21 protein-coding genes and 1 riboswitch are annotated in these 22,902 nt (G+C 68.6%); of the genes, 1 reads left to right on the top strand and 20 read right to left on the bottom strand.

The window, feature by feature from the left end; all coding sequences use genetic code 11:
• Positions 1-38: 38 nt before the first annotated feature.
• From metF to KVT39_RS21370, 9 genes are all read right to left on the bottom strand, one after another.
• Positions 39-869: a methylenetetrahydrofolate reductase [NAD(P)H] gene (gene metF, locus KVT39_RS21410; protein WP_034183918.1), complete on the bottom strand. Its 831-nt coding sequence runs from the start codon at positions 867-869 to the stop codon at positions 39-41.
• Positions 870-882: 13 nt separating this feature from the next.
• Entirely contained in the window at positions 883-1,236 is a 354-nt protein-coding gene (locus KVT39_RS21405) for a phage holin family protein (protein ID WP_034183917.1), read from the bottom strand.
• Positions 1,237-1,396: 160 nt separating this feature from the next.
• The gene (gene ahcY / locus KVT39_RS21400) at positions 1,397-2,815 is read right to left on the bottom strand and encodes an adenosylhomocysteinase (protein ID WP_034183916.1); all 1,419 of its coding nucleotides are present in this window, start codon (positions 2,813-2,815) and stop codon (positions 1,397-1,399) included.
• Positions 2,816-2,847: 32 nt separating this feature from the next.
• Positions 2,848-2,975: riboswitch (S-adenosyl-L-homocysteine riboswitch) on the bottom strand.
• 94 nt (positions 2,976-3,069) lie between these two features.
• Positions 3,070-3,804 carry an RNA polymerase sigma factor FliA gene (locus tag KVT39_RS21395; protein ID WP_034183990.1) on the bottom strand — a complete coding sequence of 245 codons (735 nt, stop codon included), beginning with the start codon at positions 3,802-3,804 and terminating at the stop codon, positions 3,070-3,072.
• A 22-nt stretch (positions 3,805-3,826) separates the two neighbouring features.
• On the bottom strand, positions 3,827-4,645 hold the full coding sequence (locus KVT39_RS21390) for a flagellar biosynthesis protein FlhG (protein ID WP_034183915.1): 819 nt from the start codon (positions 4,643-4,645) through the stop codon (positions 3,827-3,829).
• Positions 4,638-6,419: a flagellar biosynthesis protein FlhF gene (gene flhF, locus KVT39_RS21385; protein ID WP_217590143.1), complete on the bottom strand. Its 1,782-nt coding sequence runs from the start codon at positions 6,417-6,419 to the stop codon at positions 4,638-4,640. The genes KVT39_RS21390 and flhF overlap by 8 nt, the downstream gene beginning before the upstream one ends.
• A complete protein-coding gene (gene flhA / locus KVT39_RS21380; protein ID WP_217590142.1) occupies positions 6,416-8,515 on the bottom strand; it encodes a flagellar biosynthesis protein FlhA in 2,100 nt (699 codons plus the stop codon). The genes flhF and flhA overlap by 4 nt, the downstream gene beginning before the upstream one ends.
• A gap of 82 nt (positions 8,516-8,597) precedes the next feature.
• On the bottom strand, positions 8,598-9,794 hold the full coding sequence (gene flhB / locus KVT39_RS21375) for a flagellar biosynthesis protein FlhB (RefSeq protein ID WP_034183912.1): 1,197 nt from the start codon (positions 9,792-9,794) through the stop codon (positions 8,598-8,600).
• Between the two features lie 332 nt (positions 9,795-10,126).
• Positions 10,127-10,507 (bottom strand): DUF805 domain-containing protein, encoded by a 381-nt coding sequence (locus KVT39_RS21370; RefSeq protein WP_034183911.1) that lies wholly within the window; start codon positions 10,505-10,507, stop codon positions 10,127-10,129.
• Between the two features lie 367 nt (positions 10,508-10,874).
• On the opposite strand from KVT39_RS21370, the gene KVT39_RS21365 reads away from it, so the two are divergent.
• Positions 10,875-11,291: a hypothetical protein gene (locus tag KVT39_RS21365; protein WP_105392348.1), complete on the top strand. Its 417-nt coding sequence runs from the start codon at positions 10,875-10,877 to the stop codon at positions 11,289-11,291.
• Here KVT39_RS21365 and KVT39_RS21360 read toward each other — a convergent pair.
• From KVT39_RS21360 to cheA, 11 genes are all read right to left on the bottom strand, one after another.
• Positions 11,288-11,785 (bottom strand): VOC family protein, encoded by a 498-nt coding sequence (locus KVT39_RS21360; RefSeq protein WP_217590141.1) that lies wholly within the window; start codon positions 11,783-11,785, stop codon positions 11,288-11,290. The genes KVT39_RS21365 and KVT39_RS21360 overlap by 4 nt on opposite strands.
• A 162-nt stretch (positions 11,786-11,947) precedes the next feature.
• Positions 11,948-13,198, bottom strand: coding sequence for a DUF3443 domain-containing protein (locus KVT39_RS21355; RefSeq protein WP_217590140.1), 1,251 nt, complete (start codon positions 13,196-13,198; stop codon positions 11,948-11,950).
• Positions 13,199-13,214: 16 nt separating this feature from the next.
• On the bottom strand, positions 13,215-13,718 hold the full coding sequence (locus KVT39_RS21350; protein WP_034183907.1) for a DUF2844 domain-containing protein: 504 nt from the start codon (positions 13,716-13,718) through the stop codon (positions 13,215-13,217).
• A 262-nt stretch (positions 13,719-13,980) separates the two neighbouring features.
• The gene (gene cheZ, locus KVT39_RS21345; protein ID WP_034183906.1) at positions 13,981-14,712 is read right to left on the bottom strand and encodes a protein phosphatase CheZ; all 732 of its coding nucleotides are present in this window, start codon (positions 14,710-14,712) and stop codon (positions 13,981-13,983) included.
• A 1-nt stretch (position 14,713) separates the two neighbouring features.
• Positions 14,714-15,109 (bottom strand): chemotaxis response regulator CheY, encoded by a 396-nt coding sequence (cheY, locus tag KVT39_RS21340; protein ID WP_034183905.1) that lies wholly within the window; start codon positions 15,107-15,109, stop codon positions 14,714-14,716.
• Between the two features lie 67 nt (positions 15,110-15,176).
• The gene (locus KVT39_RS21335; RefSeq protein WP_034183904.1) at positions 15,177-16,268 is read right to left on the bottom strand and encodes a chemotaxis response regulator protein-glutamate methylesterase; all 1,092 of its coding nucleotides are present in this window, start codon (positions 16,266-16,268) and stop codon (positions 15,177-15,179) included.
• Positions 16,265-17,050, bottom strand: coding sequence for a chemoreceptor glutamine deamidase CheD (gene cheD, locus KVT39_RS21330; RefSeq protein ID WP_034183903.1), 786 nt, complete (start codon positions 17,048-17,050; stop codon positions 16,265-16,267). Before cheD ends, KVT39_RS21335 begins: the two co-directional genes overlap by 4 nt.
• Positions 17,047-18,039 carry a CheR family methyltransferase gene (locus KVT39_RS21325; RefSeq protein WP_217590139.1) on the bottom strand — a complete coding sequence of 331 codons (993 nt, stop codon included), beginning with the start codon at positions 18,037-18,039 and terminating at the stop codon, positions 17,047-17,049. The genes cheD and KVT39_RS21325 overlap by 4 nt, the downstream gene beginning before the upstream one ends.
• Positions 18,040-18,042: 3 nt before the next feature.
• On the bottom strand, positions 18,043-20,013 hold the full coding sequence (locus KVT39_RS21320) for a methyl-accepting chemotaxis protein (RefSeq protein WP_217590138.1): 1,971 nt from the start codon (positions 20,011-20,013) through the stop codon (positions 18,043-18,045).
• Positions 20,014-20,050: 37 nt separating this feature from the next.
• Positions 20,051-20,575, bottom strand: coding sequence for a chemotaxis protein CheW (gene cheW / locus KVT39_RS21315; RefSeq protein ID WP_034183900.1), 525 nt, complete (start codon positions 20,573-20,575; stop codon positions 20,051-20,053).
• Positions 20,576-20,623: 48 nt separating this feature from the next.
• Positions 20,624-22,885, bottom strand: coding sequence for a chemotaxis protein CheA (cheA, locus tag KVT39_RS21310; protein WP_217590137.1), 2,262 nt, complete (start codon positions 22,883-22,885; stop codon positions 20,624-20,626).
• Positions 22,886-22,902 lie beyond the last annotated feature (17 nt).

The raw sequence follows: 22,902 nt of genomic DNA, 5'->3' as shown, positions 1-22,902 counted from the left end.
AGGCGGGGCTTTTGCGCATGCAGAACGCGCGGCGGCGCTTACACCGCGAGCCGTTCGCAGATCGTCCGCGTCGCGGTCGCAGCGTTCAGCGTGTAGAAATGCAGCCCCGGCACGCCCGCGTCGATCAGGCGCCGGCACAGATCGGTGACGACGTCCGCGCCGAACGCGCGGATCGCTTCGCGATCGTCGCCGAAGCTCTCGAGCCGGCGCGCGATCCAGCGCGGCACTTCGGCGCCGCACATCTCGGAGAAGCGCATCAGCTGCGAGAAGTTCGTGATCGGCATGATGCCCGGCACGATCGGCACGTCCACGCCCAGCTTGCGCACATCGTCGACGAAGCGGAAATACGCGTCGGCGTTGAAGAAGTACTGCGTGATCGCGGAATTCGCGCCGGCTTTCACCTTGCGCGCGAAATTCTCGAGATCGGCCTTCGGCGAGCGCGATTGCGGGTGGTACTCGGGGTAGCCCGCGACCTCGATGTGGAACCAGTCGCCATGCTCGGCGCGGATGAAGCTGACGAGCTCGGACGCATAGCGCAGCTCGCCCACCGCGCCCATCCCCGACGGCAGGTCGCCGCGCAGCGCGACGATATGCCGGATGCCGTGCGAGCGGTACTGGTCGAGGATTGCGCGCAGGCTGTCGCGCGACGAGCCGATGCACGACAGGTGCGGCGCGGCCTCGAGGCCGTCCTTCTGCATGTCGAGCACGGTATCGAGCGTGCCCTGCTGCGTCGAGCCGCCGGCGCCGAACGTCACGGAGACGAATTTCGGCTTCAGCGGCAGCAGCTGCGCACGGGTTGCGCGCAGCTTTTCGACGCCGTCCGCCGTCTTCGGCGGGAAGAATTCAAACGAGAGTTCGATCGGTTTCATGATTCGAAAGGGGTCAGCCGATGTCGCGCTGGCCGAAGATCAGCGCGGACAGCAGCCAGGACACGATGCTGTACAGGATCGAACCGAAGAACGCGGACCAGAATCCCGACACCTCGAAGCCCTTCAGCAGCGACGACGCGAACCAGAAGCACAGCGCGTTCACGACGAGGATGAACACCCCGAGCGTGACGACCGTGACGGGCAGCGTCAGCAGGATCAGCACCGGGCGGATCACCGTGTTGATCAGGCCGAGCACGACCGCGACGATCAGCGCGGTGCCGAAGCTCTTGATGTGGATCGACGGCACGAGGTACGTGATGATCAGCAGCGCGAGCGCGTTGATGACCCAGGTGAGGATGACGCTCATGGAGTGCTCCGGTTCGGTTGTCGATCAGTGCGATCAGTGGCCGCCGCCGGCCGCCGCGCGCGCCCGAAGACGCAACGCAACGGCCGGCGATCCGGCGCCGTGCCGCCGCCGCACCGCGGGCCCCGCAGCGGGGCGCGCACGGCACGGCGGCGGCGGCCCATCAGTAGCGGTAGTGGTTCGGCTTGAACGGGCCGTCCTTCTGCACGCCGATGTACGAAGCCTGCTCGTCCGACAGCACGGACAGGTTCGCGCCGATGCGCGCGAGGTGCAGGCGCGCGACCTTTTCGTCGAGATGCTTCGGCAGCACGTACACCTTGTTCTCGTACTCGCCGCCGCGCACGAACAGCTCGATCTGCGCGAGCGTCTGGTTCGCGAACGAGTTCGACATCACGAACGACGGGTGGCCGGTCGCGCAGCCGAGGTTCACGAGGCGGCCTTCCGCCAGCAGGATCACGCGCTTGCCGTCCGGGAAGATGATGTGGTCGACCTGCGGCTTGATGTTTTCCCACTGGTACTGGCGGGTCGACGCGACGTCGATTTCCGAGTCGAAGTGGCCGATGTTGCAGACGATCGCGTTGTGGCGCATCGCCTTCATGTGATCGTGGTTGATCACGTGGTAGTTGCCGGTCGCCGTCACGAAGATGTCGGCCTTGTCGGCCGCGTATTCCATCGTCACGACGCGGTAGCCTTCCATCGCCGCCTGCAGCGCGCAGATCGGATCGATTTCGGTGACCCACACGGTCGCGCCCAAGCCGCGCAGCGACTGCGCGCAGCCCTTGCCCACGTCGCCGTAGCCGGCGACGACCGCGACCTTGCCCGCGATCATCACGTCGGTCGCGCGCTTGATGCCGTCGACGAGCGACTCACGGCAGCCGTACAGGTTGTCGAACTTCGACTTCGTGACCGAATCGTTCACGTTGAACGCCGGGAACGGCAGGCGGCCGTCCTTTTCCATCTGGTACAGGCGGTGCACGCCGGTCGTGGTTTCTTCGGTCACGCCCTTGATGTGCGCGAGGCGCTTCGAGTACCAGGTCGCGTCGATGTCGAGGTGCTTCGCGATCGACTTGTACAGCGCGACTTCTTCCTCGTTGGTCGGCTTCGCGATCACCGAACGGTCCTTCTCGGCCTTCGAGCCGAGGATCAGCAGCAGCGTTGCGTCGCCGCCGTCGTCCAGGATCATGTTCGCGAATTCGCCGTTCGGCCATTCGAAGATGCGGTGCGAGAACTCCCAGTATTCGTCGAGCGACTCGCCCTTGAACGCGAACACCGGCGTGCCGGCTTCGACGATCGCGGCCGCTGCGTGGTCCTGCGTCGAGAAGATGTTGCACGAGGCCCAGCGGACGTCCGCGCCGAGCGCCTTCAGCGTCTCGATCAGCACGCCGGTCTGGATCGTCATGTGCAGCGAACCGGCGATGCGCGCGCCCTTCAGCGGCTGCTGCGCCTTGTATTCGTCGCGGATCTGCACGAGGCCCGGCATTTCGGTCTCGGCGATGTTCAGTTCCTTGCGGCCCCAGCCGGCCAGCGCCATGTCGGCGACGACGTAATCCTTGGAAGCTTGCGAATCGATAATGGCGTTCATCACGCCCTCCTTTCTAAAAAAGTTCTAGATTGGTGACGTGAGCGCCGTTCAGGAAGCGGAGCCGGCGCGACGGTCGCGAAACGCGCGCCGCACGGCTGCTTGGTGAAGCCTTCCGAGCCTGGCGGACGCAGAGTGGTCCGTCGCAACGCTCCTCGGAAAACGGGAGGGATTGTAGCAAATCGGCGCGCAAAATGCGCAAGCGGCGCGAGCGATTCAAGCGCGCGGCGTCGGCGCGCGTTGCCGTCGAGAAAGGGTCAGGACTCCGCGCCGACCCACGCCTGTTCGCGCAGCCGCGCGCGCAGGCGCGCGACGGCCTGGCTGTGCAGCTGGCACACGCGCGATTCGCTCACTTCGAGCACCGCGCCGATCTCGCGCAGATTCAGACCCCGTTCGTAATACAGCGACATCAGCAGCTTCTCGCGTTCCGGCAGCCGCTCGATCGCCTCGACGAGCGCCTCGCGCAGGTGCTCGTCGAGCAGCGCCGACAGCGGATCGGCGTGATCGACGCGATAGCGGTCGAGGAACGGCTCGTCGTCGGCCGCACGGTCGAAATCCTCGTAGTAGATGAGCTGGCTGCCGTGCAGGTCCTGCAGCATCCCCTGGTATTCGTCGAGCGGCATGTTCAGGTGCAGCGCGATCTCGGTCTCGCTCGCCGAGCGGCCGAGATGCTGCTCGACCTGGTGCACCGCGTGCTCGACCTCGCGCGACGTCTTGCGCAGGCTGCGCGGCAGCCAGTCGTTGCTGCGCAGCTCGTCGAGCATCGCGCCGCGTATGCGCTGCGTCGCGTAGGTCTCGAACTGCGCGCCCTGGTCTTCCTTGTAGCGGCCGGCCGCGTCCATCAGGCCGATCATGCCGGCCTGGATCAGGTCGTCGAGGTCGACGCTCGCCGGCATCTTCGCGACGAGCTGCAGCCCGAGGCGACGCACGAGCGGCGCATATTGCGCGAGCACGTCAGCCTGGGACATCTTTCCTTGAGCGTTGTACATCATGGCTCTCTCCTTCCGGTAGCGCTCACGCGGCGTGTGCCGCGCCCGCTTCATACGACGGCTTGCCGCCCGCGTGAACGGCGCGGTCCGCACCCGAACGCGGGCGCATCGGCCAGTACAGCAGGTCGGCGGCAATCTGCCGGTAGTCGCGCGCGGCCGCCGCCGACGGGAACGCGTCGACCACCGCATGCGTCAGCTCGCGCGCATGCTCGACGAGCGGATCGGCGCTCACGCAGCCCGCGTCGGCAATCGACACCGTCAGGTAGCGGCTTGCGACGCCCGCGAGGTTGTCGAAGGCCGTCTTCGCATCCGCATGGCTGCCGACGTGATTGGTCAGCACGCGGAACTGCGCGAACGCGTGCGCGAAATGCAGCCGCTTCATGCACGCGTACGCCTCGGTGATCGCCTGCGCGGCGACCCGCGTGACGACCAGCACGTCGTGCGCTTCGCGTGCGAGCGCCGAGAACGAGCCGTCGGCGCCGAGCTGCGCGTCGACGAGGACGATGTCGGCCGGGCCGTCGATGAAGTCGCTCAGTTGCGTGTCGCTGTAGCCGGCGCGCGCGAGCCGCGCGGCCGCGCACAGGCCGAAGCCGGCGGCCACCCGCGTGCGCTCGCCGTCGCGCAGCCACGCGCCCGCGAGCGTCGCGCTGGCCGAATGCACGTCGGCGCGCTCGTCGACGACGAGCACGTCCTTGCCGAGCGACGCGAGCGCCGCCGCCAGGTTCACGGTGGTGGACGTGCAGCCGACACCCGCCGGCCCGCCCGTCACCGCGACGATGCGCGACGCGCGCCCGGCCAGCAGGCGCCGCAGCCCTTCGGCCTGGTCGATGATTCGTTTATCCAAATCGCACCTCGTGCAGCTCGGCGGTGGAACGTGCGGTCAGTGCGGAGAGCAGCGTCGGCATGTCTTCGTCTTGCGGCACGAAGGGCGAGCCGTCGCGCGGCACACAGAACGCGCTCTTCAGCAGGAACTTGGTCGATGCGACATACAGGTTCTCCGGCACCTTCTGGCCGGTCGACACGTAGTGAACCGGCAGCTTGTAGCGGATCACCGTGTCGAGCACGCCGCCGAGGTGGGTCGCCTCGTCGAGCTTCGTGAGGATGCAGCCGGCGAGATCCGGATGCTCGCCCGCGCTGCGGTACGCCTGCACGACTTCGTTGAGCGTGTCGCCGTGGCTCGTCGCGTTGAGCAGCAGCAGGCGCTGCACCGGTGCGTTCGCGCCGTGCAGCATCGCGATCTGGTCGGACACCGCGCGGTCGCGCTGGCTCATGCCGATCGTGTCGATCAGCACGATGTGCTTGTTGCGCAGTTCGGACAGCGCGAGCGCGAGATCGCCCGCATCCTTCACCGCGTGCACCGGCACGCCGAGAATCTTGCCGAAGATGCGCAGTTGCTCGTGGCCGCCGATCCGGTAGCTGTCGGTGGTCAGCAGCGCGACCTTGCTCGCGCCGAAGCGCATCACGCAGCGCGCGGCCAGCTTCGCGGTGGTGGTGGTCTTGCCGACGCCCGTCGGCCCCATCAGCGCGAACACGCCGCCGCGCTCCATCAGCGCGTCCTCGCTGTCGAGCACCGGCAGGTTCGCCGCGAGCACCGACTGCGCCCATTCGGCGGCCTGTTCGAAGGTCTGCGCGTCGTCGCCGGACGGCAGGTTGTCGACGAGCATCCGCACGAGCTGCGCGGACAGGCCGGCCGCGAACAGGTGCTTCGTCAGCGCGCCGTGCACGGCGCTGCGACGCTGGCGGTCGTGCCACATCAGGCTGTCGAACTGCTCTTCCATCATCCCGCGCAGTTCGCCGAGCTCGTGCATCACCGTGTCGTTGACGATTCGCTCGACGCGCGACTTCACCGCATCGGCCACCGCGGCGGCGGTGTCGGCGGACAGGCGCGTGCGCTCGGCCGCTTTCGCGGCGTTCGCGTCGGGCTTGCGCGGGGCGGCGGCCGGCATCCGGCGTTCGGCATCGCGCACGATGTCGCGTGCCCAGTCGGGTGACGGCGCGCTCGCGGCGCCCTGCGGCGCGGGTGCGCTCGCTTGCGGCGCAGCAGGCGTCGCCTGCGTGCGCGCGATCAGCGCATCGCGCTGCTGCGTCAGGCGCTTCGCGTGCTCGACGAGCCACGGCGCGGGTTCGGAAGCGGGGGCCGGCCATCCGGCGGCCGGCGTACCGGGGGCCGGCCATCCGGCGGCCGGTGCGGCGGTCGACGGCGTTGCCGCTGCGTCCGCATCGATCGTCGAAGGTTGCGCCGCCGTCTCGTCCGCGTCGTCCGTTTCGTTCGCTTCGGCACTTGCGCCGAACACCGACGAGAACACGTCCGGCAGCCCGCCATCGCCCGCCGCATACGGATTGACGCTCGGGCGCGCGAACGCGGCGCCCGGGCGCGACACGATGCCCGGCACCGCGGCGGCCGGCACGGAATCCGGCACGCGCGGCGCGGCGATGCGCGGCCGTGCGGCGGCCGGCGGCGTCACCGCGGCCAGGTCCGAATCGGCGAGTGCGACGATTTCGACGCTGCCGTCATCGAGCGTGCGGTTCGACAGCACGACCGCGTCGGCGCCGAGCGCCTCGCGCACGAGACGAAGCGCGTCGCGGCTCGTTGCGCCGGTGAATTTGCGAATGTTCAAGCGGAACCCCCGATGACGTTAACGACTTTGATCGTGCGTGTGTCCGGCACTTCGGCATACGACAGCACTTTCAATTGCGGCAGGCTGCGGCGCAGGAAACGCGCGAGCATCGCGCGCAGCGCGTGCTGCACCAGCAGCACCGGCGGCAGCCCGAGATTCTGTTGACGCAGCATCGCTTGCTGCGTGCCGGTCAGAAGGTTGTGCGCGAGGCCGGGTTCGAGGCCCGGATTCGCGCCGGTGGCGAGCGCCTGCGACAGCACGCGCTCCAGATTCGAGTCGAGGCCCATCACCTGCATCTCGCCCGCGCCCGGATACCACTGCTGCGTGATCGCGCGGCCGAGCGAGAGCCGCACCGCGGCGGTGATCTCGAACGCGTCGCCGCGGCCCGCATGTTCGGACACGGCCTCGAGGATCGTGCGCATGTCGCGGATCGGCACGCCTTCCTCGAGCAGGTTCTGCAGCACCTTCTGCAGCGTCGTCAGCGAGATCGTCTTCGGCACGAGGTCCTCGACGAGCGACGGCGCGTCCTTGCCGGTGCGCTCGACGAGCGCCTGCACTTCCTGGCGGCCGAGCAGCTCCGCCGCGTGCTGGACGACGAGATGGTTCAGGTGCGTCGCGACAACCGTGCTCGCGTCGACCACCGTGTAGCCGTACACCTGCGCCTGTTCGCGCAGCGCGACGTCGATCCACACGGCCGGCAGCCCGAACGCGGGATCCTGCGTCAGGGCGCCCGGCAGCGCGGCCGTCACCTGGCCGGGGTTGATCGCGAGCCACTGGCCCGGGAACACTTCGCCGATGCCGATCTCGACGCCCTTCAGCGCGATCCGGTATGCGTTCGGCCGCAGTTCGAGGTTGTCGCGGATATGGATCACCGGCGGCAGGAAGCCGATTTCCTGCGCGAATTTCTTGCGGATGCTCTTGATGCGCTTGAGCAGCTCGCCGTCGCTGTTCTTGTCGACCAGCGGGATCAGCCGGTAGCCGACTTCGAGGCCGAGCGGGTCGATCAGCTGCACGTCGTCCCAGGTCGCCTCGTGGCTGTCGGACGGCAGCACGGCGGGCGGCGCGATGTCGGTCACGTCGCCGGCCGCCTTGCGGGCCGCCGCGCGCTTCATCTGCGTGCGGGCCAGCCAGATCGCGCCGCCGCCGAGCGCGAGGAACGCGAAGTGCGGCATCCCCGGGATCAGCCCCATGATCACGATGATCACGCCGGTGATCGTCAGCACGCGCGGGTTGGTGAACAGCTGCCCGGTGATCTGCGTGCCGATGTCCTCGTCGGTCGCGACGCGCGACACGATCACGCCGGCCGCGGTCGAGATCACGAGCGACGGGATCTGCGCGACGAGGCCGTCGCCGATCGTCAGCAGCGTGTAGTTGGTGCCGGCCGCCGCAAAGCTCATGTCGTGCTGGACCATCCCGACGATCAGCCCGCCGATCACGTTGATCGCCATGATGATCAGGCCGGCGATCGCGTCGCCGCGCACGAACTTCGACGCGCCGTCCATCGACCCGTAGAACTCGGCTTCCTGCGACACGGCCAGGCGGCGCTTGCGCGCCTGTTCCTCGTTGATGAGGCCGGCGTTCAGGTCGGCGTCGATCGCCATCTGCTTGCCGGGCATCGCGTCGAGCGTGAAGCGCGCGGACACTTCGGCGATCCGCCCCGCGCCCTTCGTGATCACCATGAAGTTGATGATCATCAGGATCACGAACACGACGATGCCGACCGCGAAGTTGCCGCCGACGAGGAAGTGGCCGAACGCCTCGATCACCTGGCCGGCCGCGTCGGGGCCCGTGTGGCCCTCGAGCAGCACGACGCGCGTCGACGCGACGTTCAGCGACAGGCGCAACAGCGTCGAGAACAGCAGCACGCTCGGGAACGCCGCGAAGTCGAGCGGCTTCATCGTGTACATGCTGACGAGCAGCACCATCACCGACAGCGCGATGTTGAACGTGAACAGCAGATCCAGCAGCATCGGCGGCAGCGGCAGGATCATCATCCCCAGGATCATGCAGATGAGGACGGGGCCCGCGAGCGCGCGCAGGTTGGTGCCCGCGAACGGGTTCGTGCGCTTCGCGAACAGGCCGGTCGGGGTGCTCATGCTGCCTCCCGCCGGGCCGCCCCAAGGGAGGCAGCCGCCCCCTCGGGGGGCAGCGAACGAATGTGAGCGTGGGGGCTAATCATCACGTGGCTCCTTGCGTGCCGAGCGTGTCTTCGGCTTCCTCGCGTTCATCGTCGGCGGGCACCGACGTGCCCTTGTCGAGTTCGGCCGGCACGTCGAGATCGACCGGCACCGCGGGGAACGCGCCGCCTTCCGAACGGAAGCGCTTGAGCTGGTAGACCCACGCGAGCACTTCGGCGACGGCCGAGTACAGCGAGCCGGGAATCTCGCGTTCGATTTCGACGTTGTGATACAGCGCACGCGCGAGCGGCGGCGCCTCGAGCAGCGGCACGTTGTGCTCGGCCGCGAGTTCGCGGATGCGCGCGGCGACGAGGTTCACGCCCTTCGCGACGACCTTCGGTGCGCGCATCTCGCCGTCCGTGTATTGCAGCGCGACGGCGAAGTGCGTCGGGTTCGTGACGACCACGTCGGCCTTCGGCACGGCCGCCATCATCCGGCGGCGCGCGATCGCGCGCTGCTGCTGGCGGATCCGCCCCTTCACGTGCGGATCGCCTTCGTTCTCGCGATGCTCGCGCTTCACTTCTTCCTTCGTCATGCGCAACTTCTTGTTGTACTGCCAGATTTGGTAAGGCACATCGAGCGCGGCGACCACCAGCATCCCGGCGACCGTCGTGCCGCAGCACACGGCGACGAGATGCAGCGCGTCGGGCAGCGCCGCGCCGAGCGGCTGCGTCGCGAGGCCGAGCAGTTCGTCCTTGCTGCGCCAGATCGCGATGCCGCCGATCCCGCCGACGACCAGCGTCTTCGCGAGCGACATGCCGAGCTGGATCGGCCCCTGGATCGAGAAGATCCGGCCGAGGCCCGAGATCGGGTTCAGGCGGTCGAACTTCAGTTCGAAGGTTTTCTGCGAGATCAGCCAGCCGCCGAGCGCCATCGGCGCGAGCAGCGCCGCGACGCCGGTGAGCACGAGGATCGGCAGCAGCGCGGCAAAGCCTTCGAGGCTCGCGCTGCCGGCCGCCGACAGCATCCGGTTCGTGTCGAACGCGGTCGCGCGGTCGAACGTGAACGCGCCGCGCAGCATCGCCTGCAGATGCGCACCCGACGGGCCTGCGAGCAGCCATGCACCGTAGAACCCGGCCGCGAGCAGCGCGAACGAAGCCAGTTCGCGCGAACGCGCGACCTGCCCCTCCTCGCGCGCCTTCTCGCGGCGCCTGGGAGTGGCGGCTTCGGTCTTGTCGAGATCGCTCTCGTCTGCCACGGGGCCTCCAGTCGGGTACGGCGGAATGCCGCTTTCCAGTGACACCGATTATTCATGGAGGCGTCAAACGCCGATCGGTCGAGCAAAGCCGGGAAAGGGGGGTATTTCGGGGAATCGGGCGAGCCGGTGCGAACGAGGCTGGATGGGGACGGAGCGGCGCGCGACGGGGTGCGATGCGGCGGAAAAACGCGGCGATCGGCGCAACGGTGGAGCGAGGTTTCCGGCAAGGTTCCCGGACGGGACGGTGGCGGAGTGAAACGGGGAACGGTGAAGCGGAGAAAACGGGGAAGTCAGGCCCCGACGCGACGGCGTCGCGTCGGGGCAGGCGGCGCTCAGACCGCCGGGATCGGATCCGAGCCGAAGCGGTTCGGGCCTGCGGTGCCGCGCGAGCACATCCACACGAGCAGCAGGATGGGGCCGACGACCGGAATGAGCCCGAGCAGCAGGAACCAGCCCGAGCGGCCGGTATCGTGCAGGCGGCGCACGCTGACCGCGATGCCCGGAATGATCAGCGCCAGCGAAATCAGGAAGATCGCGCCCAGCAGCAGCAGCGCGATCAGGCCCGCGTCGCGGCCGATCGCGCCGATCACCTGCGCGGCGATCGAAAGAATGCAGCTCAGCAGCGCGAAATACCAGTATTCGGCACGACGCGCACGGCCTTCGAATTTCGCGTATTGATTGAGTACGGAACGAACAGCCTCGGAAAAATTCATTTTAATTACCCTCCTGTTTTATATTTACGACCCCGGAAACAACGCGGGAATTATATGTTCGAATTTCGACAGGCTCCATCTCTTTTCGCATGCCGGCCAAGCGAAACCCCGTCGCACCGGCTCTGGAACGGCTGTCATAGCGTAATGCGGCGCCGCCGGCTTGCATGCCGCGTCATTTTAATAGCCTTGAAGACCTGACAGAAACCACACCCTCGGATAATCCGGCGTTTGATTACAACCGAATGAATCCCGACGCGATCGATAATCGATCCAGGCGTGCGGCATTCGATTTACCGGCCGATCGGCATGACGCGAGCGCGCCGGTCGCGCCACCCTTCGCCATTCCCGATCCCGCTCGCATCGCATCGTGTTCCGTCATCCGCTCGCTCCGCTGCTGTCGCTCGCCTGCGCGCTCGCCGCCGGCTGCGCGGGCACGCCCGGTACGCCCGACCTGCCACCCGGTGCGCAGGCGCCGGGCGCGCCGCATCCCGGCACGATCGTCGTGCGCTATGCGTGGAACGGGTCGACGCAAACCTGGCGCGCACCGGATGTCGCCGCGAGCTTCGCGTTCCGCTGTTTCGACGCGCATGGCCAACCGGCGGAACGCGCTCGCGCGGCCTGGTGCGTGCCGGTCGTCGAGATCGAATCGGTGTCGGTCGATGCGGGCGGGCGCGCCGTCGCGCCGGCCGCCGCCGCGCGCATCGAAAGCACCGCATACGGGCCCGGCCGCCGCTTTCTCGACCATACGACGGCGGTAAGCGCCGGCCTCCGGCCTGGGCCCTAACCGGCCGCCGCCCGCTGCAGCGCGCCGAGATCGAGCTTCTTCATCGTCATCACCTGCGCCATCACACGCTCGGCGCGCGCCGGATCGCCCGTCATCAGTTCGGACATCTGCGCGGGCACGACCTGCCACGACACGCCGAAGCGGTCGCGCAACCAGCCGCACTGCTGCGCACGCTCGTCGCCGCCTTCGGACAGCCGCGCCCAGTAGCGGTCGATCTCGTCCTGGTCGCGGCAGTTGACGACGAACGACACGGCCGGCGTGATCTGGAACACGGGGCCGCCGTTCAGCGCGACGAACGCCTGCCCGTCGAGCTCGAACGCGACCGTCATCACCGTGCCCTCGGCCTGCCCGGACGCGTGCGCGCCGGCCTTGCCGTAGCGCGCGACGTGCACGATGCGCGCGTTGTCGAACACCGACACGTAGAAACCGGCGGCCGCCTCGGCGTCGCGGTCGAACCACAGGAACGGCGTGATGCGTTGTATGCGCGGGCTCATGACGCTGCCTCCTCGATGTCGTGCCGGCACCGGTGCCGGTCTTACATCGTAGGCGCTGCGCGCACACACGGCGGCGATCCGATCCGTAGTGCGCGCGCAACCTCCGGATAAAAAAAGGGGGCGATCGCTCGCCCCCTCTTTGCTGCCTGCGGCCGTGCCGCGTCAGAACGCGACGAAAGGCGCCGCGCCGCCGCTCGAGCGCTTGTCCATCCCGAAGTAGATCGTCTTGCCGTAGAAGTGCGGCATGCCGATGTCGAGCCATCCGGACGAACCGAACGGGCCCGCGATGTCGTTGAACGCGAACGTCGACGCGTTCGAGAACAGCGTATCCGCGTTCGCGACGGGCATCGACACGGTGCCGCTCGCGCTGTTCTGGCCGGTCAGCGTCGCCGTATAGGTGGTCGTCGAGGACGGGCAGTAGAACTGCGAGTTCCTCGAACAGACCGTCTGCGCCGAATCGTTGAAGAAATACGCGTTCGAACCGGTATCGAAGAAAGCCGTCACCGTGCTGCCGAGGAACGACGCGCTGACGTCGCCCGTCGTGGTCGACGTCATGACGGTCGACGCGCCGAGCCCGTTGTTGCCCTGCGTGCCGATCCCGAAGATCAGCAGGCCCGTCGCGCTGGCCTGCCCGCTGCTCGAGACGTTCGGCATCTGCACGATCACGCCGTTGTTGTCGTTCGCGAAATGATGAACCGGGTTGGCCACCTGCTGTGCGACCGGCACGAGCGCGACCGCACAGCTCGCATTGCCGTTCGGGCACGCGTAGTAGTTGTTGCTCGACGACGTCGACGTCGCGCAGGTCGTACCGCAGTCGACCGGCGCCGGCCCGATGCCGAGGATCCCGTTCGCGCCGAGCGCGCTCGCCGAGTTGGCCGACGCGCCGCCGTTCGTGCACGACGTCGGCACGCTCGTCGTGCCGAGGTCGCCGATGATCTGCACGGGCAGCGAGTTCGCCTGTTCGGTGCCGATCGACAGGTCGACCGTGCGCACCGAGCCCCACGTGTAGCTCGACACGAACTTGCCGCACTCGGCGACCGGCGCGCCGCCGCTCGTCACCTGCGGCAGGTTGCCGAGCACGCCCGACACCGCGCTGCCGACGAGCCGCAGCCCGTAGGACGCGGTATCGACGAGCACGTTCTTGACCACCTGGCAGTTCGACGTGCCCGGCACGCAGACCTTCACGTTGACGGTCGGGATGTTGATCACGTTCGCGACGCCGGTGCCGACGGTGATGACGGCCGTATTCGCGGTATTGCCGTCCGACACGCTCGAGCCGTTGCCGTTACTGCCGCCGTTGTTGCCGGAGCTGCCGCCGTCGTCGCCGCCGCCGCATGCCGTCACGAGCACGGCCGTCGCGGCCGCGAGGCCCAGCACGCCGAGCCAGCGCTTGAATGTACGAGGAATTCTCAAGATCGCTCTCCCGCTGTCACTGGATGTCGTTGCCGGCGAGGCCGGCAGGCAGTGCCGCCGGCAGCCACGCCTGGCCCGAGAAGGCGCCCATGTGGCCGCCCGTCCGGATCACGAGGCCGCTCGTGTCGACGGACACGGGCGCGCGCCAGCCGTGCGCCGCATGCGCCGCCTGGACGCCGGCGGTGTACTGCGGGAAATAGCTGCCGAGCAGCGACGCGAGATCCGGCATCGTCGGCCCGCGCCATGCGAGACCGAACACGCTGCCGGCGGCCGACGTGTATTCGTGAATGACGGTGCCCGACCCGAGCGTGATCTCGCGGACGGTATAGGCGGCCGTGCTCGTCTGCACGCCATCGGCCGAACGCATCGCGCGCTGCATCGCACGCACGGTTGCAGCCCGATCGTCCGCCGGCGGCGACATCGGCGCGCCGCCCAGTTCCGCGTGTGCGTGGACGGTCCACAGCACACCCATTGCAGCCGTCGCGTGTGCGACGGCCCAGCCCAAGCGTTTCAGCTTCACGTTCCCCCCCAAGGGACTGGCTTCGTTGCCGGCGGCACAGCCATCGTACCCGCGCCGCCGGTCAACATATGAAATCGTACGAATGACGCTCCATTACTGCTGACGCGTAGTATGCCTGCTGAGTGTGTCGAAGTGTCAATTCGACGCAGCCCGAACAGGGTGCGCGCGTGCACGGCGAGCGTGGGAAAACGTGGCGGGAACGGCATGACGCGCGCATCGGACGGCCCCGCGAAACGGAGCGCGCCGATGCACTGCAGCAAGCTCAGAAGCCCAGGCTCGCGAGCAGGTCGTCGACCTGTCCCTGGTCCTGGACCACGTCGGACTTGCCTTCCGGCGCGATCTGCGGGCCGTTCAGCAGCGACTCCGGGCTGCCGGTCGAGCTCATCTGCTCGGCCGCGAGCGCGGCCGCGGTGGCCGCGAACTGCTCGCGCCGCTCGGGCGCGATGTTCTCGACGAGCACGGTGAGGAGCTGCTGCTCGATCAGGTAGACCATGTCCATGATCTTCTTGATCACCTGCCCGGTCAGGTCCTGGAAATCCTGCGCGAGCATGATCTCGAGCAGCTGCGCGCTGGTCGCCGACGTCGACTCGGGCAGCGTGCGCAGGAACGTGCGCGTATCGTCCATCAGCTCGCGCACTTCCGCGTGCTCGATCGGCGCCGCGTACCACTGCGCCCAACGCGCGTCAAGCGCCTCAGCCTCGTTCTGGATGCGCTCCTGCATGGGCTTCGCGACCTCGATCGCGTTCAGCACGCGCACCGCGGCCTGCTCGGTCATCGTCGCGACGTAGCGCAGCCGGTCGCGCGCATCGGGCACGGCTTCCGCCGCGCGCTCGACATGCTTGTCGAGCCCGAGCTCGCGCATCGAATCGCGCAGCGCCCGCGTGACCTGGCCGATGCGCGCGAGAATGCGGTCGCTCGCGAAATCGGCGCCTTCGGGGTGGCTGTCGGCACTGAACCCCGCGCCGGCGAGCGCCGCATGGATCGGCTCGTTCACGTCAGCTCCCGGTCTTCGCCATCTTGTCGATGATCTTGTTCAGCTTCTCGTCGAGCGTCGCGGCCGTGAACGGTTTCACGACGTAGCCGCTCGCGCCCGCCTGCGCGGCCGCGATGATGTTCTCCTTCTTCGACTCGGCCGTGACCATCAGCACCGGCAGGTGCGTGAGCGTCGCGTCCGCGCGGATTTCCTTCAGCATCGCGAGGCCGTCGAGGTTCGGCATGTTCCAGTCCGAGATCACGAATTCGAAGCCGCCGCCGCGCAGCCGCGCGAGACCGGCCGCGCCGTCCTCCGCCTCGTCGACGTTCGTGTAGCCCAGTTCCTTGAGCAGGTTGCGGACGATCCGGCGCATCGTCGGGAAATCGTCCACCACCAGGATTTTCATGCTCTTGTCCATCGTCGTTCCTTTCCAGATTCGTTTCCGTCAGGACGCGTATCGTGGCACGCGCCCCGTGACATTCCATTCACACGCGCTGCACGCGGTCGCCCATCGTCGCCAGTCGCGCCATCACGCGGCGGCTCATGTCGGCGAGCGGCACAACCTCGTCCGCACCGCCGAGCGCGATCGCCTCGCGCGGCATCCCGAACACGATACAGCTCGCTTCATCCTGCGCGAACGTGTAAGCGCCCGCGCGTTTCATTTCCAGCAGGCCGGCCGCGCCGTCGCGGCCCATCCCGGTGAGGATCACGCCGATCGCGTTCTTGCCCGCATGCGTCGCCGCCGAGCGGAACAGCACGTCGACCGACGGGCGGTGACGGTTCACCGGCGGCTCGTCCGACAGCTGCGCGATGTAGTTCGCGCCGCTTCTCGCGAGCAGCAGGTGCGCATGGCCCGGCGCGATGTACGCGTGGCCCGGCAGCACGCGCTCGCCGTGCTCGGCTTCCTTCACCGCGATCCGGCACAGGCCGTTCAGCCGCTGCGCGAACGATTTCGTGAAGCCGGGCGGCATGTGCTGCGCGATCAGCACCGCCGGCGCATCCGGCGGCAGCGGCGTCAGCACTTCGCGGATCGCCTCGGTGCCGCCCGTCGACGCGCCGATGATGATCAGCTTCTCGGTACTGACGAGCGGGTTGTTGATCATCGGCGCGGCCGCCTGGCTGTCCGCCGTGCGCGCGGCGGCCTGCGGCTGCGGCGCCTGGCGCACGCGTGCGCGCGACGCCGCGCGGATCTTGTCGGCGAGCTTTTCCGCGTAGTCGAGCATCCCGTCGCGAATCCCGACGCGCGGCTTGGTGACGAAATCCACCGCGCCGAGCTCGAGCGCGCGCAGCGTGATCTCCGAGCCGCGCTCGGTCAGCGACGACACCATCACGACCGGCATCGGCCGCAGGCGCATCAGCTTCTCGAGGAAGTCGAGCCCGTCCATGCGCGGCATTTCGACGTCGAGCGTGAGCACGTCGGGGTTGTGCTGCTTGATGAGCTCGCGCGCGACGATCGGATCGGGTGCGGTCGCACACACCGCCATGTCGGGCTGGCTGTTGATGATCTCCGTCATCAGGCTGCGGATCAGCGCCGAATCGTCGACGCACAATACTTTGATCTTCTGCACTGCGGTCATGCCTCCTGCTTTTTCGATAGGTTCCCCGCGTACGCGCTTCCGGCGCCCGGGCTCCCGGCATATGGGTTCGCCGCCCGCACGCCGCCGGCACTGCCCGCGCCGGTACCGCCCGGGCTCGCGCTGCGCGCGCCGAACAGTTCGATGCGCGGGCGCGCCGGCTGCGGCGCGGCCGGCCGCTTCGCCGCGAACAGCTCGACGTGCGCGCGCGGCCGTGCGGCGCGCTCGGCCTCGCGCGCGAGCGCGGCTTCGCGCTCGGTGACGCCAGGCACCTGCAGCCGCAGCTTCTTCACCATCGCGCGCCCCGTGTGCGGCATGAACGCGACCTTGCGCGGGTGCACGCCCTGCAGGTCTTCCGCCGTGATGCGGATGCGCTCGAGCGCGAGGTAGCGGCGCACGAAATCCGCGTTGCGATCGCCGATGTTGATGGTCGTCATCCCGGCCAGCACGGCCGCGCCGCCGAATACCTTCGCCTCGATGCGCTCGCGGCGCCCGCCGGCCTTGATCAGCTCGTTGATCAGCACTTCCATCGCATACGCGCCGTAGCGCATCGATTCCGACGCGGCCGCGCCCGGATCGGTGCCGTCGTCGGGCAGCATGAAGTGGTTCATCCCGCCGATGCCCGCGTACGGGTCGTGCAGGCACGCGGCGACGCACGAGCCGAGCACGGTCATCAGCACCATGTCCTCGGACGTCGTGTAGAACTCGTTCGGCAACAGCTTCACGCCGGGACGGCCGAAGTGGTTGTCGAAATAGCGATTGGTCGCGATCGGCAGTGCGCTCATCCGCGATCTCCATAGGCGGGCGCGGCGTCCGCGGCCCGTGCGGGCACGCGCGACGGCATGGCGGCCGCCGCGGGCGCCTGCGCGCCACGCGGCCGCGCACCCTGCGCGGCGTCGCGCGTCAGTTCGTACACCGTCTGCCCGCGCAGGCGGAACGCCTGCGTGACGTACGTGAAGTTTTCCGAATGGCCGGCGAACAGCAGCCCGCCCGGCTTCACGAGCGGCTCGAAGCGCGACAGCACCTGCCCCTGCGTCGGCTTGTCGAAATAGATCATCACGTTGCGGCAGAAGATCGCGTCGAACGGCTTCGCGATCCCGTAGTCCGAATCGGTCAGGTTCAGCTGCTCGAAGCGGATCATCGCGCGCAGCTCGGGACGCACCTTCACGCGGCCGGCCTGCGCGCCCGTGCCCTTCAGGAAAAAGCGCTTCAGCCGCTCGGGCGACAGGTGCTTGACCTGGTCGTACGTATAGATGCCGGCTTCCGCCTTCGCGAGCACCTGCGTGTCGAGATCGGTCGCGAGGATCGACGCGCCGCGCGCCGCCGATTCGCCGAGCGCCTCGATCAGCGTGATCGCGATCGAGTACGGCTCCTCGCCGGTCGACGCCGCCGAGCACCATACCGACACGGGCGCCGGCCGCCCCTTCACGAACTCCGACAGGATCGGGAAGTGATGCGACTCGCGGAAGAACGCGGTCAGGTTGGTCGTCAGCGCGTTGGTGAACGCTTCCCACTCGAGCGGATCGTCTTCCTGCTCGAGCAGGTCGAGGTAGTCGCGGAACGTGTCGAGGCCGCGCGCGCGCAGCCGCCGCGCGAGACGGCTGTACGCCATGTCGCGCTTGTGCTCGGACAGCGAGATCCCCGCGCGTTGGTGGATCAGCGCGCGGATGCGGGCAAAATCCGCGCCGGTGAACGCGAAGTCGCGCCCCGGCTCGCCCGCGCGAGGCGAGGCATCCGGTGCATCGGGTCGAAACGGCGCGCGCGCGTTCGGCATGGCTTAGAAGGTCTCCCAGTCGTCGTCGGACGTGCCGGCCGCGGCCAGCGCCGGCTTCTCGCCGTTCAGCGCGGGGCGCACGAGCGCGGGCTTCGCGGCCGGCTTGTCCGCCGGGGCGGCGGCCGACTTCGCGAGACGCGGCCCGTAGCCGCCTGCAGCGGCGCCGCGGGACGCGGGTGCTTCCTTCTGCGTGCGCGCATCGGAGTCCGCCGCGCGCTTCGCTTGGCTTGCGCCCGCCGCCGACGTGGCCGCATGCGATGCCGGCGCGGCGCGCCGTGCCGGTTGTGCCGCAGCCTGCGGCGCCGGCAGCGCGGCGACCGGCGCCGCGTCGCGACGCGGCTCCGACGGCAGTGCCGGCACGCTCGCCGAACCATGCGCGCCCGGCCGCGCGACGCCGCGCGCCGGCGCGAGCACGATGCCGCCCGTCACGCGCCAGCCCGACACGATCGCCTTCATCTGGCGCGTCTGCTCCTCGAGCGACGCGGCCGCGGCCGCTGCCTGCTCGACGAGCGCCGCGTTCTGCTGCGTGACCGAATCCATCTGGCTGACTGCACGGTTGACCTGCTCGATGCCGGTCGACTGCTCTTCCGACGCGGCGCTGATCTCGCCCATGATGTCGGTCACGCGGCGCACGGCCTGCACGATCTCGTCCATCGTCGAGCCCGCGCGCGCGACGAGCGCCGACCCGCTGTCGACCTTCTCGGCCGAATCGCCGATCAGCTGCTTGATTTCCTTCGCGGCGCTCGCGCTGCGCTGCGCAAGCGAGCGCACCTCGCCCGCGACCACCGCGAAGCCGCGGCCCTGCTCGCCCGCACGCGCGGCTTCGACCGCCGCGTTCAGCGCGAGGATGTTGGTCTGGAACGCGATGCCTTCGATCGTGCCGATGATGTCGACGACCTTGCCCGAACTCGTCGCGATGTCCTGCATCGTCGACACGACCTGGCCGACCACCTCGCCGCCCTGCGTCGCGATGTCCGACGCGTTCACCGCGAGCTGGCTCGCCTGCCGCGCGTTCTCCGCGTTCTGCCGCACGGTGCCCGTCAGCTGCTCCATGCTCGATGCGGTTTCCTGCAGCGACGCGGCCTGCTCCTCGGTGCGCTGCGACAGGTCGATGTTGCCGGTCGCGATCTCGCGCGCGCCGACGTCGATCGATTCGGTGCCGCGATGCACGGACTGCACCATCGTCGTGACGGCGTCCTGCATCCGCTTGATGCCGCCGAACAGGCGGCCCATCTCGTTCGTGCTGGACACGTTCACCGGCTGCGTGAGATCGCCGCCGGCGATCCGCTCGAAGTGCGCGATCGCGTCCTCGAGCGGCTTCACGATCAGCCCGCGCATCGCGAAGCGGATCGCGATCACGACCACGAACGCGATCGCGATGCCGGCCGCGATCAGCGCGACCATCAGCGATATCTGCGACTGCGTCGCGGCCTGGCGCTCTTCCGCGCGCTTCTGCAGCGACGCGATCACGGCCGCCGCCGTCTGGTCGAACGCGACGAACAGCGGGCTGATCTTCGCGTCGGCAATCGCGTGGTACGCCGCCATGTCGCCCGCGCGCGCCGCGGCAAATTCGGGCTCGACGCCTTCCTTCACGATCGTCGTGTAGCGGGCGGTGAGCTCGTCGAGGAGCGCCTGCTCGACACCGAGCTTCGGCAGCGACTGGAACGCCTGCCAGTTCTGGTTCGACTTCGCATACAGCTCCTGCGCCCGGTCGAGCACCTTCGCCGCCTCGGCCGCATTGCCGGCTTCGGTCAGCGTACGGAAGCGGTCGAGCGCAACGCGTGAGCGCAGCAGGTGCGCGGCCGTGTCGTCCAGCGTGTGGATCGCCGGCAGGTCGACGTGCGCGATCTCATCGAGCGAACGACTCGCGTGATTGAGCGCGTAGAGGCCGAGCCCGCCGACCGCGGCGGCCAGGCACACGAGGATGAGTCCGACCGCCGTGAGCGTCGTGCGGATCGACCAGTTATGCAACATTGCAGATTCTCCCGAAATTCCTGCGCGCGCGGCGCGCTTACCCGCCGAGTGTCTCGATCAGCGCCATTTCACGGCTCGACATCAGCTTCTCGATGTCCATCAGGATCAGCATCCGGCCGTCGACCGTGCCGAGGCCCGTCAGGTACTCGGTCGTCAGCGTCGCGCCGAATTCCGGTGCCGGCATGATCTGGTCGGTCTGCAGCGTCAGCACGTCCGACACGCCGTCGACCACCATCCCGACCACGCGGTGCGCGACGTTCAGGATGATCACGACGGTCTGGTGGTCGTACTCGACGCGGCCGAGATGGAACTTGATCCGCATGTCGACGATCGGCACGATGATGCCGCGCAGGTTGATCACGCCCTTGATGAAGTCCGGCGCGTTCGCGATGCGCGTGACGCTGTCGTAGCCGCGGATTTCCTGCACCTTCAGGATGTCGATCCCGTATTCCTCGTCGCCGAGCGTGAACACGAGGAATTCCTGGCCCGTCGCGTCGCCTTGCGCCGCGTCGCGGCGGCCGGTTGTCGCATTGGCCGCGTTCGCCGCGGCCGGATGAATCATTTGGACTTCAGCAGACACGTTTGCCCCCAATCGGTTGAATGGCGAGAGTCAGAACATCGCGAGCTCGGCGCCGGCTCGGGCGCCGTGCGTCGCACGGGTTTCTCGGTTCAGCGCCGCGACGTCGACGATCAGCGCGACGCTGCCGTCGCCGAGGATGGTCGCCGCCGAGATGCCGTGCACCTTGCGATAATTGGTTTCGAGGTTCTTCACGACCACCTGCTGCTGGCCGACCAGTTCGTCGATCAGCATTGCGAAGCGGCGCCCCTCGGTTTGCATGATCGTGACGATCCCCTGCGTCGGGTCGGTGCGCGCGTCCTCGACCGAGAACACCTCGTGCAGTGCGACCAGCGGCAGGTATTCGCCGCGCACGCGCACCACGCGCTCGCCGTTGCCGACCGTGTAGATGTCGTCGATCGACGGCTGCAGCGACTCCATCACGAAGTTCAGCGGCAGGATGAAGATCTCGCTGCCGACCTTCACCGACATCCCGTCGAGGATCGCGAGCGTCAGCGGCAGCACGATCCGCGTGGTCGTACCGCGGCCGGCCTGCGACGTGATCTCGACGTGGCCGCCCATCGACTGGATGTTGCGCTTCACGACGTCCATCCCGACGCCGCGGCCCGACACGTCGGTCACCGTCTCGGCGGTCGAGAAGCCCGGCGCGAAGATCAACTGCCAGACTTCGTCGTCGCTGATGTTGTCGGACACCGGCATGCCCTGCTTCGCGGCCTTCGCGAGGATCCGTTCGCGGTTCAGGCCCGCGCCGTCGTCGCTGACCTCGATCACGATGTTGCCGCCGTGATGCGCGGCCGACAGCACGAGCTGGCCGACCGCGTCCTTGCCGGCGGCGACGCGCTTGTCGACGGTTTCGATCCCGTGGTCGAGGCTGTTGCGCACGAGGTGCGTGAGCGGGTCGATGATCCGTTCGATCAGGCTCTTGTCGAGCTCGGTCGCCTGGCCGAACGTGACGAGCTCGACCTGCTTGCCGAGCTTGCCGGCGAGGTCGCGCACGAGCCGCGGGAAGCGGCTGAACACGTAGTCCATCGGCATCATGCGGATCGACATCACGGCTTCCTGCAGGTCGCGCGCGTTGCGCTCGAGCTGCGCCATCCCGTTGAACAGACGGTCATGCAGCGCCGGATCGAACGCGCTCGCGGTCTCCGCGAGCATCGCCTGCGTGATCACGAGCTCGCCGACGAGGTTGATCAGCTGGTCGACCTTCTCGACGCCGACGCGGATCGAGCTGCCTTCGGCGCCCGATGCGGCCGCGGCGGCCGGGCGCGGGCGCTTGTCGTCGTGATGCGCGGCGGCCTGCGCCGCATGTTCGGCCTGCGGCCGTTGGGGTTGGTGCGGCGGTTGCGTTGCCGCGGCCGGCTCGACGGTTGCGGGAGCGGGAGCCGGCGCCGGTGCGGCCGGTTGCGGCGCGGATACCTCGACCCGCGCGGCGGGTTGCGCGGCGGCAGCCGGTTCGGCGGCCGGTGCAGCGGCGTCCTGCGCGGCAGCCGGTGCCGCCGGCGCGGCCGGCGCCGTGCCGTGCGCGATGCGGATCTGGCTTTCGTCGATCACGAAGCAGCACACCGCGACGATGTCGTCGGACGGCACGTCCGATTCGAGCCACAGCGTCAGGTCGGCGCCCGCTTCCTCGCGGCCGACGATCCGGCCGAGGTTGCCGAGTTCTTCGCTGAGCAGTTCCCGGTCCTTCGCGTCGACGCCCGCCAGCGTGATCTTCAGGTGCGGGCCGTCTTCGCCCGCGTCGGCCGCCGGATGCGCGGCCGCGACGGCCTGCTCGACCACATGATCGGGCGCGCGATCGCCGCCGCCGGCGGGCTCCGCGGTCGGTGCGGCCGGGGCAGCCGGTGCGGCAGCAGCGGCGACCGGCGCGGCAGGCGCGGCAGGCGCGGCCGTCGGCGCGCCCGCGCCGCTCTCGGCCTTCAGCCGTTCGAGCTTCGCGCAGATCGTCGCGGCGGCTGCCGCGTCCGGTTCGGCGCTCGCGCGGTAGTCGACGAGCTGGTCGGACAACACGTCCTTGGTCTCGAGGAACGCGTCGATCATCTCCTTGGTCAGCGTCAGCTCATGGTTGCGCGCGCGGTCGAGCAGCGATTCGAGGATGTGCGTCGTATCGGTCAGCGCGGAAAAGCCGAACGTCGCCGCGCCGCCCTTGATCGAATGCGCGGCGCGGAAGATCGCGGCCAGGTCTTCGGGGTCGGGCGAGTCGACGTCGAGGTTCAGCAGAAGCTGCTCCATCTGCGCGAGCAACTCGTCCGCTTCGTCGAAAAAGGTCTGGTAGAACTGCGTGATATCGAGAGTCATGCCCGGTCACCGGTTGG

Origin of the sequence: Burkholderia sp. GbtcB21, from assembly GCF_019091065.1 — a bacterium.
GTDB classification, from domain to species: Bacteria; Pseudomonadota; Gammaproteobacteria; order Burkholderiales; family Burkholderiaceae; genus Burkholderia; species Burkholderia pyrrocinia_C.
This window is presented reverse-complemented; position numbering and strand designations above follow the sequence as displayed.